Origin of the sequence: Rubrivirga aquatilis, from assembly GCF_046845665.1 — a bacterium.
GTDB lineage: Bacteria > Bacteroidota > Rhodothermia > Rhodothermales > Rubricoccaceae > Rubrivirga.
Genome location: NZ_CP177355.1, coordinates 289,448 through 302,123 on the forward strand (window position 1 = coordinate 289,448; position 12,676 = coordinate 302,123).

The following is a 12,676-nucleotide window of genomic DNA, read 5'->3' on the forward strand; positions in this document are numbered from 1 at the left end:
ATCAGCATCATGCCACGACTGGCAACGACCGGGCCACGAGCGCCGCGAGCGCCGCGGCCACGTCGTCAGCGGCCTCGTCCGGGCCCTGCCGCAAGAAGGCGGTGAGCGCGGGCTGGAGCGCGACGGCGCGGTCGGCGGCGGGGTCCTGCCCGGACGCGAAGGCGCCGACCCGGACGAGCGGCTCCACGTCACGGTAGTCGGCGATGAGCGCGCGGGCGTCGCGGGCCGCCTGCTGGTGGGCCTCCGTCGTCACGCGCGGCATCACGCGGGAGACGCTGGCGGGCACGTCGATGGCCGGAAAGTGGCCCGAATCGGCCAATTTGCGGGACAGCACGATGTGCCCGTCCAAGATGCCGCGCACGGCGTCGGCGATGGGCTCGTCGAGGTCGCCGCCGTCGACCAAGACGGTGAACAGGCCCGTGATGGTGCCGACGGCACCGGGCCCGGCGCGCTCCAGGATCCGCGGCAGCAGGGCGAACACGCTGGGCGTGTAGCCGCGCGTCGTGGGCGGCTCGCCCGCGGCCAGTCCGATTTCACGCTGAGCCTGAGCGACGCGCGTCACCGAGTCCATCATCAGTAGGACATCCTTTCCGGCATCCCGGAAATGCTCGGCGATGGCCGTCGCCACGAGCGCGCCGTTGACGCGCGCCAGCGCCGCCTGGTCGCCGGTGACGGCGACGACGACGGACCGCGCCAGCACCTCGGGCCCCAGGGTGTCGTGGACGAACTCGCGGACCTCGCGCCCACGCTCGCCGATCAGCGCGATCACGTTGACGTCGGCCTCGGAGCGCGCGGCGATGGTGCCGAGGAGCGTGCTCTTCCCCACGCCCGAGCCGGCGAAGATGCCGACGCGCTGGCCCTTGGCCATCGTCAAAAGCCCGTCGATGGCGCGGACGCCGGTCGACAGCGGGGCGTCGATAAGCTGGCGGTCGAGCGGGGCGGGCGGGGCCGCGCGGACGGCGCGGCTCTCGGCCAGCCGCAGCGGGCCGAGCCCGTCGATCGGCTGGCCGGCGCCGTCCACGACGCGGCCCAGCAGGCCGTCGCCGACGGCCACGGCGTGCTCGCGCGTGCCGCGCTCGACCAGGCTCCCCGCGCGGAGGCCGGCGGCCTCGCCGAGCGGCATCAGCAGGGCGGCCTCGCCCCGGATGCCGATGACCTGGGCGGAGACCGGGGCGCCGGTCCGGGTGTCGGGCCGGATCGTGCACATCTCGCCGATGGCCGCCTCCAGCCCGGTCGCCTCGATGACGAGCCCGGTCGCCGACAGGACGCGCCCGAAGTGGGCGGGGCGCGGCGGCGACTGACGGAGCGTGCGGAGGGCTTCGGCGATCATGAGGTCGGGGCGACGGAGAGGCGGGAGCGGAGCGCGGTCATCATGTCGGTGCGGATGCGCTGGATGGCGGCCGTCGAGGTCGAGACGCCCCAGTCGCCCTCCGCGAGGGCGGGGTCGGCCTCCCAGCGCAAGCCGGGGTGCGTCGCCTCGATCGAGGCGGCCAAACCGGTCTCTTGGACGTGGAGCAGGTCGACGGGGTGGAGCGCGACGGTCACCGGCGCCGTGCCGCTGACGGCGTCGACGGCGCTAGAGAGCGCGGCCTCGGCGGCGGCGCGCTGGGCCGGGCCGAGAGGCGCGTCGAGGACGGCCTCGGCGACTTCGACCGCCAGCTCGATGAGCGGGGCTTCAAGGCCACGGACGGCCTCGTCCCACCGGGTGCGGAGCGCGGCGGCAGCGGTCTCGGCGAAGGCGGCGCGCTTGGCGGCGGCGGCGCGAGCGTCGTCGAGCGCGGCGGCCAGCCGGTCGACCTCGGCCTGAAGGGCCTCTACCTGGGCCTCCGCTTCGGCGAGCCCGGCCTCGCGGCCCGCCACGAAGGCGCCGGGCGGGTCGGGCTCCGGCATCGGCTCGAAGACGAACGGCTCGATGGGCGGGTCGCCCAGCGCCCCGAAGGCGTAGGCGGCGGCGGTCGGCTGGCGGAGGACACGGGCGAGGGGCATCATCAGGCGACCGGCTCAGCGACCTGCTCGGGGACCGGCTCCAGCGAGATGCTGCCGGCCTCGGCCAGTTCGAGGGCGACGGCCACCACGGCCCGCTGCGCCTCCTCCACATCGGCCGGGGCGACGGTGCCGGCCATCTCGATCTCTTCGCGGAGCGCCGCGCCGACGCGCTCACTGACGTTGGCGAAGACGCGGTCGGACAGGTCGGCGTCGGCGGCGCTGAGGGCGCGCGCCAGGGCGCCCTGGTCGGAGGCCGAGAGCACGCGGCCGAGCGCCAGCGGGTCGATCCGGCCGAGGTCCTCGAAGACGAACAGCATCCCCTCGATCTCGTCGGCGAGCTGGGGGTCGGTGCGCTGGAGGTCGTCGAGCACGGCGCGGCCCGTCGCTCGGCCGGACTGCATCAGGATGTCGGCGGCGCGCTTGGGACCCTTCGGACCACTCTCCCGAGTGCCGCCGAAGCGGGCGCGGAGCGCGGCGTCGAGCGAGGCGAGGGCAGCGGGCGGCGGCGTCGCGAGCGTCGACAAGCGGCGGATCACGTCGCCGCGCAGCGCCTCGGGCAGGTGGCCGAGGGCGTCGGCGGCGGGGCGCGCGGGCAGCCGCGACAGGATGACGGCGGCGGCCTGGGGGTGCTCCTCGGCGAGGAACTCCGCCAGCTCGGTCGACGGGACGGACTGGACAAGGTCGAACCCGGCCCCTTCGGTGGCGGCCTCGACGCGGGGGCGGATCAGCCCGGCGCGGTCCCCGTCGAGCCCTCCCAGCAGGGCGCGCGCGGCGTCGAGCCCGCCGGCGGCCTCGACGGGCGTCTCCTGGCCCGAGGCGGCCGCGAACGCCGCCAGCACGTCGGCGACGAGCGTGGCCGGGACGCGGTCGAGGCGGGCGACCTCGACGGTCAGCCGCTCGACCTCGTCGTCGTCGAGCGCGGGCAGCAGCTGGCTGGCGGTCTCGACGCCGAGCGCCACGACGAGCACGGCCGCTCGCTGGGTGCCCGTCAAGGCGTCGAAGGAAGAGGAGGTGAGCATCGGTCGGTCGGTGGGATGGGTGAGGCGGCGGGGCGGCGGTGGGTCGGTCGGTGGCACGGAGCCCCCGAGCCACGGACTCAGGCGCCCACCGGCTCGCGGAGCCAGGTGCGGACGGTGGCGGCGGCGGCGGGCGCGTCGGCGGCGACCGACGCGCGGAGGCTCTCGACGAGCTCGCTCGCCTCCGCGAGCCGTCGGGCCTCGGGCGAGAGCTTGGCGGCATACGGGTCGCCCTCGACCGCCTCGATGGTGGCCCGGGCGCCCGCTTCGGAGAGCCCGAGCAGCTGGCCGTCCGCGCCGACCGCCAGCTGGGGTTGGCCGGGCGCGCCGGCCAGCGCGGGCGCCGCGGCCGGCGCGAGCTGCGGGGTGTCGGAGAGGTCGCCGCGCGCGGCGTCCGCGTCGGCCGGGGCGAGCGCGCCGTCGGCCAGGCGGCGGAGCAGTCGGTAGCCGAGCAGCAGCACCAGGATCATCACGCCATAGCGGAGCGCGAGCCCGATGTAGACCGACGCGTCGACATTCGCAAAGAGGCTGGCCTCGGCCTCGGGCGGTGCCGAGAAGCGGATCTGCTGGACGGCGAAGCGATCGCCACGTTCGTCGTCGAACCCGACGGCGTTCTTGACGAGCGACTCGATCTGGCGGAGTTGGTCGTCGGTGAACGGCGTCGGCGTCGCCTCCCCACCCTCCGGCGGGCGGGCGAGCTCGGGGGCCGGGGCGGCCTCGTCGAGCAGGACGGACACGGTCAGCGTGCGGATGGTGCCGGCCTCGCGCTCCGACCGCGTCGTCGTGCGGCTGACCTCGAAGTTGCGGACCGACGACTCGGCGCCGACGCCCTGGCCGGTCTCGGCCTGCGTCTCCTCCGAGAGCACGGTCTGGCTCTCCGGGTCGACCTCCTGCGTTTCGGTGCTGGTCCGCGAGAGGTCGAGGTCGGCGGCGACGCGGACGACGGCGCGGCCGGGCCCGAGCATCCGGTCCAACATGGACTGGCCCGCCTCGGCGAGGTGGCCCTCTACCTCCTGCCGCATCCGGACCTGGGTCGTCGAGAGCCCGGCGTCGGCGCCGCTGGCGCCCGGGCCGGTCAGCATCCGGCCGGCCTCGTCGAGCACGGTCACTTCGGCGGGCGACATCCCTTCGACGGCGCCCGCCACGAGCGCGGCGATCCCGGCCACCTGGTCCGGCGCGAGCGTCCCGCCGACGCCCAGCACGACGGACGCGCTGGCGGCGGCCTGGCGGTCGCGGAACGGGCTCCGCTCCGGGAGCACCAAGTGGACACGCGCACGCCGCACCTGGCGGATCGCGCCGATCGTCCGCGCGAGCTCCCCTTCGAGCGCCCGCTTCATGTTGAGCCTCTGCATGAAGTCGGTCATGCCCAGCGTGCCGCCGTCGAACAGCTCGTAGCCCGCCGGGCCGTCCGAGACCAGCCCCTCGGTCGCCATCCGCAGGCGCAGGCCGTAGACCTCGTCGCTGGGCACGTAAACCGCCGTGCCGCCGTCGCGCAGGTCGTAGGTCACGCCCTGCGCGTCGAGCTGCTCGACGATGCGGCCGGCGTCGGCGGCGGGCAAGCTCCCGAACAGGAGGGCGTAGTCGGGCTGGGACGCCCACCGGCCGACGGCCAGGAGCGCCACCACGGTGCCCACCACCACGGCCGCCAGTTGGAGGCGGCGCGCGGGCGGGAGCTGGTCGAAGGACTGGCGGAAGCGGGCGAGCATGGGGTTGTCAGTTCTCGGTGGTCAGTTCTCGGTGGTCGGGGGTCCGACCTCGGGGCAGCAGCAGGATGGAGATGACCGACGACCGATCACCGCGGACCTCGCTACACCTGCATCCGCATGAGCTCCTGATAGCCGTCGAGCAGCTTGTTGCGGACCTCGGCGAGCATCTGGAAATGGAGCTCGGCCTGGTTCAGCGCGATCGTCACGTCGTGGACGTTGTCGGTCTCGCCCGCGACGAAGGACTCGACTTGCGCGTCGGCCGTCTTCTGCGCTGCGTCGACGCGGTCGACGGCGTCGGTCAGCGTCTCGCGGAAGGCGGGGCCCTTCGGTGAGGGCCCTTCGGAGGGCTGGCTCTGAACCCGGATCGGGCCTCCGGACTGGACGCGGGCGGCGAGGGCGGCGACGGTCATCTCAGCCCCGGAGGTCGAGCCGGCCGCCGAGAGCGGGCGCGGCCTGCACCGAGCGGTCGGCGCCGTAGAGGCGCTGGGCGACCGTCGGCTTCGCCGGGAAGGCGTCGGCGATCCGGGCGTGCTCGGCGGCGGAGAGCTTGGCGGCCGCGGCCGCCAGCGGGGCGCGGGGCGCAGCGACGACGGCCGGGCGTGAGGTCTGGAACGTGAGTCCGGTCATAGCAGGTGTGAGCCTGGGTGGGAGGTCAGATGTCGAGCGATCGTTTGATCATCTCCTTGGCCGCCTTCACGGATGTGAGGTTGGCTTCGTAGATCCGGTTGGCAGAGATCATCCGGGCCATTTCGTCGACGACATTTACATCCGGGTAATGGACGTATCCGTCGGTGTCGGCGTCGGGGTGCGTGGGGTCGTATTCGAGCCGCTCACGCGCCTCGCCGACGACCTCGGTCTGGGGGCCGAGCTCCGGCCCGTCCGCCAGCCGAGCCCGCGTCGAGCCGCCGATGTGGCGGGCGTCGGTGCCGCGGAGGGCGAGCGTGGCGTGGCCGAGCGAGGCCTGGAAGCGCCGGAGCGCCGCGGGGGCCTCGTGGACGGCCCGCTTGGGCTGATAGACGGCCCCGTCGGCTGTCCGCGTCGTCGTGGCGTTGGCGACGTTCTCGGTCGCCACGCCGAGCGCGATGCGCTGGGCCTCGAGGCCGCGAGCGGCCGTTCGGAAGGGACTAAAGGAGCGGAGCGGAGAGAGCATGGCTTAGCCGGTCCGGCCGGTGATCCCGGTGCGGACCAACGAAAAGTGCTCGTGCAGCGCGCGGGTGGCGAGCTGGACGCGCATCTGGGTGTCGGCGAGCGCCATCAGCTCGTCCTCGAGCACGGGCGCGCGGTCCTCCTGGAGCATCTCGGCGCCGACCTCTTGGGCCAGGCCCGGCCCGCCGCGCCGGGCGCGCTGGAGGGACTCCTCGAAGCGGACCTCCAGCCGGTCGTAGCCGGGGGTGTCGAGGTTGGCGACGTTCGAAGCGAGACCTTCCATTCGCCAGGCATAGGCCTGCATGGCGTTGCGAAGGAGCTGGAGGGGGGGGGTGTTCATCGTGGGGGTTTCCCGGAGGTCTTCGCCCCTTGCCAAGGGGATGCCGGATCCTCTCCCCCGACGCGAACCCGCCCATACGCCCTCCTACTCCCTCCTTTCAGCCACATGTGCGAGCTCCTTGTTCCAACAGACGGAATCATCGTCCGGGCCGAGTGGAAAGGCTTGCCCCGCACCGCCGCCCCGTGCGCCTATGTTTGACACGATACCCGGCCGTACCCCCTTCATGAGAGCGGCGCTGGGCCTGGGGCGGAGCAGCCCAGCCGGCCGTCGCCTCGCCCCCCGGACGTCCAATCGCCAGTCCGATGGTAGGAATTTAATTTATTCCGCTTGCGAAAAAACCTGTATCCAGGGATAGTCTTCCAATACTACCACATCCCCTAGGCTGCTCTCTACTTTACCGGTTGCGATTCCTCCCGCCGTGCCCCCCCGGCGTGCTCACCCCGACAGATCCCACCACCCATGGCTGACGCCCCTCCCCGCGTCCTGTTCGTCGACGACGAACTCCCCCTCCGCGACGTCGTGTCTCGGCTGCTGGGCCGCCGCGGTGCCTCCGTGACGACGGCCGGCGACGCGATGACGGCCGTCGAGCTGCTCCGCGATCAGCCGTTCGACCTGATGCTGACCGACTTCCAGATGCCCGACATGGACGGGTTCGAGCTGCTGGCGCACGTCCGCGAGAACTACCCGTCGATGCCGGCCATCATGATGACGGGCCACGCGAGCGTGCAGCACGCCGTGCAGGCGATGACGAGCGGCGCCGTCGACTACCTGCCGAAGCCCTTCTCGGTCGACGGGCTGGCGGACCGCGTGCTCGGCCAGATCGAGGCGCGGCGGACAGCGAAGCACTCCGACCTGACGGACATCGGCGGGCGGCGGCGGCTCGGGCGAGCGGCCTCGGGCGGCGGCAAGGCAACCGCGGCAGGCGTCACGTTCGTGGGCGAGCACCCGGCGATCGTGCGGCTCCGCGACCTCGCCGACCGCGTGGCCGCGAGCCAGGCGCCCGTGTTCGTCCACGGGGAGAGCGGGACGGGCAAGGAAGTCATGGCGCGGTACGTCCATGCCCGGAGTGGGCGGACGGGCCCGTTCGTGGCCGTCAACTGCGCGAACCTCCCGCGCGAGCTGGTCGAGAGCGCGCTCTTCGGCCACAAGAAGGGCGCCTTCACCGGCGCCGTGGCGGACCACACCGGCGTCTTCGAGGAGGCCGACGGCGGGACGCTGCTGCTCGACGAGGTGACCGAGGTGGACCCCGGCATCCAGGCCAAGCTGCTCCGCGTGCTGCAGGAGGGCGAGGTCCAGGCCGTCGGCGCACGGCGCCCCAAGGCCGTCGACGTGCGCATCGTGGCGACCACCAACCGCGACGTCACGAACGCCATCGCGGAGGGCGCCTTCCGCGACGACCTCTACCACCGACTGGCGGTGTTCCCGGTGGCGCTCCCGCCGCTGCGCGAGCGGGGCGACGACGTGGCGCTGCTCGCGGACGTGTTCGTCGAGAAGTACCGCGCGCTCTACGGGCTCGGCCCGAAGGCGCTCTCGGAGGCGCTGCTCGCCCGATTCGCTGCGGCCGACTGGCCCGGCAACGTGCGCCAGCTCGAGAACCTCGTCCACCGAGGCGTGGTGCTCTCCGCCGAGCGCGAGACCATCGAGGTGGCCGACGTGGACCACGCCGACCTGGTCGACCACGCGCCGCCGTCGGGCGGGCTCGCGGCCCGCGCCCGCTCGGTGACGACGCTCGACGAGATGGAGCGGGCCATGATTCTGAAGGCCCTCGACACGTGCGGGGGCAACCAAGTCCGCGCCGCGGAGCAGCTTGGGATCTCGGACCGGACCATCCGCAACAAGCTCAAGAAGTACCGCGAGGAAGGGACGCTCCCGCTCGCGGCCTAGAGCGCACCGCGGACTCGAGAGTTTCTCCACTGGACCAACCGACGCCCTACCCCGTGTTTTCCTGAGCGACTACAAAGGCCGTCGGGCCCCCTGCCGTGGCAGCGGGCCCGACGGCCTCCGGCGATGCCCGCCCTACGGGGTGGGATGACCGAGCGGACGCCCAGAGTCCGTACCCCATTTTAGCTACCGGTCTCTGGCGAGCCGGTCCCGAGCGGAGTCGGCGCCTTCACGGCGGCCCGGCTCCGCTCGGCTCATTCGGTGAGGTTCTGGACGGCGGCCTCGGCCACCCGGGCGATGACCTCGGGCTGGTCGAAGCGGCCGGCACGCACGTCGGCGCGGAGCGACTCGACGCGGGCGGCGCCGAGGTCGGCGCCGGAGCGGAGGGCGACGCGGGCGGAGTCGAGGTCGGCGTTCGCCCCCGTCGAGCCGGTGGCGGCTTGCGCGCGGCCCGCCGCCGAGATCTCGACCCGGTCGCCGGCCTCGGCGGGCGGCGGGGCGCCCGCGGCGGAGCGCTCGCGCTCGGCCGCGGTGGCGTCGGGGCGGACCGGGCGGACCGCAGCAGCCAGCGGCGTCGCCTGCGGATCGGGGCGGTCGGGGATGGTCATGACGGGATGGGGTCGGAGGGTGTCAAGAGAGTCGAGCGGTTGCGGGGCCACTTAACCGGCGCTCTGTGAAGAGCGGGCGGATCGCCGGCCCGTGTCGAGGTGCGCGGGCGGTGCGGGGCGGGCGTAGGCGCCGGCGGCGGTGGCGGTGCGGCCCGTCGCCGCGAGGTCGTCAGCGAGCGAGCGCAGGCCGCCCCGCAGGACGTCGGACAGTCGGGCGTCCTGTTGGCGGAACCGCTCGACGAGGTCGGCCGGCGGCGGGCCCGGCGCCGGGCCGAGCGCGTCGATGAGTGCGCCGCGCGCGTCGAGCGCGGCCGCCGCGCGGTCGAAGTCGCCGTCGGCGACCGAGGCGATCAGGCGGTCGCCAGCGTCGAGGACGTGGTGGTAGGGCGTGGGCATGGCTTAGTAGTAGAAGAGGCCGGCGATCGAGGCCTGCTGGCCTTGGGCCCGCGTCGAGATCTCCTGGAGGAGCGCGAACTGGGCGCGGAGCGAGTCCTCGCGCCGGGTCAGTCGGGCGTCGAACCGCTTGATCTGGTCGTCGAGCCGCTTGATCCGGCCGTCGGCCGTCTCCTTGCGCTGGGCGATCGTGCCGGAGGCCCCGGTCAGCCCCTCCGTCCGAGCGGCGAGCCGGGCGGCGATCCCATCGTCGCCGGAGAAGAGGGCGCCGACGGCGTCGGGCGAGGCCTCGATCGCCGCCGTGAGCTTGGCCGCGTCGACCTTGAGGGTCCCGTCGCGCTCGGCCGTGATACCGAGGTCGGCGAGGCTCCGGACGTCGCCGTCGCCGGGGACTTGCCGCGCGACGTCGCCGCGGAGCCCGGACTGGAGCCCGCGGACGGCGGAGTCGCTCGCGAACACGCCCCGCGTGCCGGCCTCGGGGTCGATGGCCGACTTCGAGCGGACGAACCCGATGAGCTTGTTGTAGGCGCTCACGAAGGCGTCGACCTCAGAGCGGATGCCCTTGGCGTCGGACCCGACGTCGAGCGAGACCGGCCCCTCAGACACGGCCGTCAGCGAGAACGTGATGCCGGCGAGCGCGTCGTCGATGGTGTTGGAGCCCCGGGTGATCTGGAGCCCGTCGATCTCGAGGGTCGCGCTCAGCCCCGAGTCCTCGGCGCTCGTGCCGACCGCGTAGACGGCGCCGCCGCCCGTGCCCGACCGGACGGCCGTCCGGTCGACCTGGAGCTCGGCCAGGATGCCGTCGGGGTCGGAGAAGGTGAGCCGGTTGTCGTAGCCGGTGGCCGCGCTGCGGAGCGAGAGCCGCGAGGTCCCGTCGGTTTCTGACACGACCGTCGCCGCAACGCCGGTCCCCTCGGCAAGCCGCCCGTCCGCCTTGGCCTCGGACGCGGCGGCGTTGATGGCGGCCGAAAGCCCGGTCACGATGCCGCCGTCGGTGTCGCCTTCGGCCGGGGTGTATCGGACGACCAGGTCGACGGGGTCCGCGCCGTCGGGCTGGGCGATCTGAACGGTGAACGTGCGCTCGCCGAACGCGTCGGGCGTCGGCGGCGTCGGCGGGGGGACGCCAAACGGGCCGCCGGGGTCGCCGGGATCGCCGGGGTCGATAAATTTGTCGGCGAGCGCGGTCCCGGCGTCGTCGACGCGGCGCGAGAGCCGGGCGTCGGCCTGGGCCAGCTGCGTGACCTGGACCTGGTGGCGGCCGGGGCTGGCGCCGTCGGCAGCCGTGGCCTTGAACCCGCCGCCACTCCCCACCGTCGCGGACTTGCCGGCGAACGGGGACTGGAACGGGTCTGTGAGCCGGTCGAGGACCGTGTCGAGCGAGGAGACCTTGCTCGAGAAGTCGCTCAGGATCGCCTTGTAGACGGTCTGGTCGGTCTGCTGGGACCGGAGCTTGAGCCGGGGCTGCGACTCGACCGCGATGACCGAGGCGATGAGCTGCTCGTAGGCCGAGCCCGAGTTGGCGATGGTAGAGACGCTGGGCATGGCTTAGGCGGCGAGGGCGGGTTCGGCGACGGAGACCGGCCCGCCGGCCCGCTCGGTCGCGAGCGGGCCCGCCCGCCACGCGTCGCGCAGGCCGTCGAGGAGGTCGGCCACGATCCCGAGATCGCCGGCGTTCGCCGACCGGATCGCGAAGGCGTACAGCTCGCGGAGCGACTCCGCAAGCGGGCCGCCGCGCTCGACGTCGAGCGCCGAGCTTAGCTCGACGAGCACGCGTCGCGTGCGGACAGGGTCGCCGGCGCGGGCGGCCGTCACGCCGATCCCGTACAGCTTGTCGACGAGGGCGGCGGGAGAGGCGGACCGGACGGCCTGGTGCTGGTAGTGGCGGAGGGCAGCTGCGGACATCGAGGCGGGGGAGACGGGGGGAGGGGGAGCCGGGGCCCTCAGTATCGAGGGGGGCTCGGGCCGCTTTAGGGGCGGCGGCGGAACGATTCGCCGCCCGGCGGAAAACGAGTCCGGCCCGCCAGCGCGTAAGCGCCGGCGGGCCGGAGGGCGGGGCCCGTAGTGTTCGCCAGAACCGGGTGCCCCGTATGGGACCCGCCCTGGTCAGGCCCGGGGGTCAGCCCGGGCCCGTAGGCGCCCGCTCTAGAAGAACGAGAGGACGGACTGCCCGGCCGCGTTGGCCTGGGCGAACATGGCCGACCCGGTCTGCTGCAGGATCTGGAGCTTGACGACCTCCATCTGCTCCTTGGCGAAGTCGGCGTCGGCGATGCGGCTGTTGGCCGCCTCGTAGTTCGTCTTCGAGCTCTCCAGGTTCTGGGACTTGAAGTCGAGCCGGTTCTGGACGTCGCCGAGGCCGCCAGCCGACTTGTTGACCAGCGCGATGGCCGCGTCGATCGTCCCGAGCGCCGTCTGGGCGCCCGCCGCGCTCGTCACGTCGAGCAGCGAGGTCGTGGTGCCGGCCGTCGTAGCGGCGGTGAACTCCGAGAGGCTGAGCTTGAAGCCCTCGCCATCGTCGGTGGACGCGAGGGGCGCGCCGAAGTCGATCTCGATGCTGCCGTTGCCGGTGTCGTAGTTGAACACCTGATCCCCGTTGTCGGCCGAGATCTGGGCGATCGGGTTCGCGAAGTTGTCGGACGTCGAGACCAGGATCGAGTCCTGGGTGTCGTCGTACTTGAAGAAGAGGTCCTTGGCGTCGCCCTTGTAGGTGCTGGCATCGACCGCGACCGTGTTGTCGGTCGCGGTGTAGTTGGCGCCGACGGTCGCGCTGTCGACCGTCGCGACCGAAGCGACCTCCCCGGTGCCGGCGCTGACGGCGCCGATGCCGAGCGTGGCGACGCCCATGGCGGAGATCGAGGCGGCGAACGTGTCGGCGGCCTTGTCGCCGACCTGGAAGTTGAGCGTGGTCGCGCCGGAGTCGCTGAAGAGGGCCTTGCCGTTGAAGTCGGCGCCGCCCAGGATGTCGTTGACCTCGGAGGTGAGGGCGTCGACCTGGCTCTGGATGGCCGCGCGCTCCTCGGTGCCGAGCGAGTCGTTGCCGGCCTGGATGGCCTTCTCCTTCATCGTCTGGAGGATGTCCATCGTCGTGCCGAGCGCGCCCTCGGCGACGGTCAGCATCGACTTGGCGTCGCCGATGTTCGAGAGGGCCTGGGCCTGCCCACGGGTCGTGGCCGTGAGCTTGTTCGAGATCGTGAAGCCGGCGGAGTCGTCGGCGGCCGAGTTGATCCGGCTGCCCGTGGCGAGGCGGAGCTGGCGGGCGCCGATCTCGTTCGACGTCTTGTTCAGCGAGGACAGCGCGAGCGCGGCCTGCGTGTTGGTGTTGATGCGGAAGGACATGGCAAAACCCGGAGGGCGGTGCGTGGGGGGTGTTCTGGCGAGCCGGGGGATCCGGCCACGCCCCGCTTATCGAGACCGCCCCGGGCCCTTTCACGCCGCCCCCCGCCACAGGGCCGATTTCCCCATCATGCGCCCGGGTTGGAGCGAACGTGTTCCCGACCGGCGGCATCATTCGCGGCCTCCCGGTCGAGTCGCTCCCGACGGACGTGCCCCTCGGGATGCCCAACCGTCGCGATTCCAGACGCGTACCGGCGGGACGGCCGACGC

General features: G+C 73.3%; 14 protein-coding genes. 1 reads left to right on the forward strand and 13 read right to left on the reverse strand.

All coding sequences use genetic code 11. The features are described 5' to 3' along the window. Positions 1 to 7 precede the first annotated feature (7 nt). The 8 genes from ACLII4_RS01245 to ACLII4_RS01280 all read right to left on the reverse strand — a co-directional run bounded on the left by ACLII4_RS01245 (position 8) and on the right by ACLII4_RS01280 (position 6,194). On the reverse strand, positions 8 to 1,330 hold the full coding sequence (locus ACLII4_RS01245; protein ID WP_412069071.1) for a FliI/YscN family ATPase: 1,323 nt from the start codon (positions 1,328 to 1,330) through the stop codon (positions 8 to 10). Beyond that, complete coding sequence (locus ACLII4_RS01250; RefSeq protein ID WP_412069072.1) at positions 1,327 to 1,989, reverse strand: hypothetical protein; 663 nt, start codon at positions 1,987 to 1,989, stop codon at positions 1,327 to 1,329. Before ACLII4_RS01250 ends, ACLII4_RS01245 begins: the two co-directional genes overlap by 4 nt. After that, positions 1,989 to 3,005 (reverse strand): flagellar motor switch protein FliG, encoded by a 1,017-nt coding sequence (locus ACLII4_RS01255; RefSeq protein ID WP_412069073.1) that lies wholly within the window; start codon positions 3,003 to 3,005, stop codon positions 1,989 to 1,991. The genes ACLII4_RS01250 and ACLII4_RS01255 overlap by 1 nt, the downstream gene beginning before the upstream one ends. 77 nt (positions 3,006 to 3,082) lie before the next feature. After that, a complete protein-coding gene (gene fliF, locus ACLII4_RS01260) occupies positions 3,083 to 4,708 on the reverse strand; it encodes a flagellar basal-body MS-ring/collar protein FliF (protein WP_412069074.1) in 1,626 nt (541 codons plus the stop codon). A gap of 101 nt (positions 4,709 to 4,809) precedes the next feature. Continuing rightward, positions 4,810 to 5,118, reverse strand: coding sequence for a flagellar hook-basal body complex protein FliE (gene fliE / locus ACLII4_RS01265; protein WP_412069075.1), 309 nt, complete (start codon positions 5,116 to 5,118; stop codon positions 4,810 to 4,812). Between the two features lies 1 nt (position 5,119). Further along, entirely contained in the window at positions 5,120 to 5,335 is a 216-nt protein-coding gene (locus ACLII4_RS01270; protein ID WP_412069076.1) for a hypothetical protein, read from the reverse strand. A gap of 25 nt (positions 5,336 to 5,360) precedes the next feature. Beyond that, positions 5,361 to 5,858 (reverse strand): flagellar basal body rod protein FlgC, encoded by a 498-nt coding sequence (gene flgC / locus ACLII4_RS01275; RefSeq protein WP_412069077.1) that lies wholly within the window; start codon positions 5,856 to 5,858, stop codon positions 5,361 to 5,363. 3 nt (positions 5,859 to 5,861) lie between these two features. Continuing rightward, positions 5,862 to 6,194 (reverse strand): flagellar basal body rod protein FlgB, encoded by a 333-nt coding sequence (locus ACLII4_RS01280; RefSeq protein ID WP_412069078.1) that lies wholly within the window; start codon positions 6,192 to 6,194, stop codon positions 5,862 to 5,864. 459 nt (positions 6,195 to 6,653) lie between these two features. On the opposite strand from ACLII4_RS01280, the gene ACLII4_RS01285 reads away from it, so the two are divergent. Next, positions 6,654 to 8,078, forward strand: coding sequence for a sigma-54-dependent transcriptional regulator (locus ACLII4_RS01285; protein WP_412069079.1), 1,425 nt, complete (start codon positions 6,654 to 6,656; stop codon positions 8,076 to 8,078). A 251-nt stretch (positions 8,079 to 8,329) separates the two neighbouring features. On the opposite strand, the gene ACLII4_RS01290 is transcribed toward ACLII4_RS01285, so the two are convergent. The 5 genes from ACLII4_RS01290 to ACLII4_RS01310 all read right to left on the reverse strand — a co-directional run bounded on the left by ACLII4_RS01290 (position 8,330) and on the right by ACLII4_RS01310 (position 12,409). Continuing rightward, positions 8,330 to 8,683: a hypothetical protein gene (locus ACLII4_RS01290; RefSeq protein WP_412069080.1), complete on the reverse strand. Its 354-nt coding sequence runs from the start codon at positions 8,681 to 8,683 to the stop codon at positions 8,330 to 8,332. A gap of 51 nt (positions 8,684 to 8,734) precedes the next feature. Beyond that, complete coding sequence (locus ACLII4_RS01295; RefSeq protein WP_412069081.1) at positions 8,735 to 9,079, reverse strand: hypothetical protein; 345 nt, start codon at positions 9,077 to 9,079, stop codon at positions 8,735 to 8,737. A 3-nt stretch (positions 9,080 to 9,082) separates the two neighbouring features. Beyond that, positions 9,083 to 10,618: a flagellar filament capping protein FliD gene (fliD, locus tag ACLII4_RS01300; protein ID WP_412069082.1), complete on the reverse strand. Its 1,536-nt coding sequence runs from the start codon at positions 10,616 to 10,618 to the stop codon at positions 9,083 to 9,085. Positions 10,619 to 10,621: 3 nt separating this feature from the next. Continuing rightward, positions 10,622 to 10,978, reverse strand: coding sequence for a flagellar export chaperone FliS (gene fliS / locus ACLII4_RS01305; RefSeq protein ID WP_412069083.1), 357 nt, complete (start codon positions 10,976 to 10,978; stop codon positions 10,622 to 10,624). Between the two features lie 240 nt (positions 10,979 to 11,218). Beyond that, positions 11,219 to 12,409 (reverse strand): flagellin, encoded by a 1,191-nt coding sequence (locus ACLII4_RS01310; protein WP_412069084.1) that lies wholly within the window; start codon positions 12,407 to 12,409, stop codon positions 11,219 to 11,221. Positions 12,410 to 12,676 lie beyond the last annotated feature (267 nt).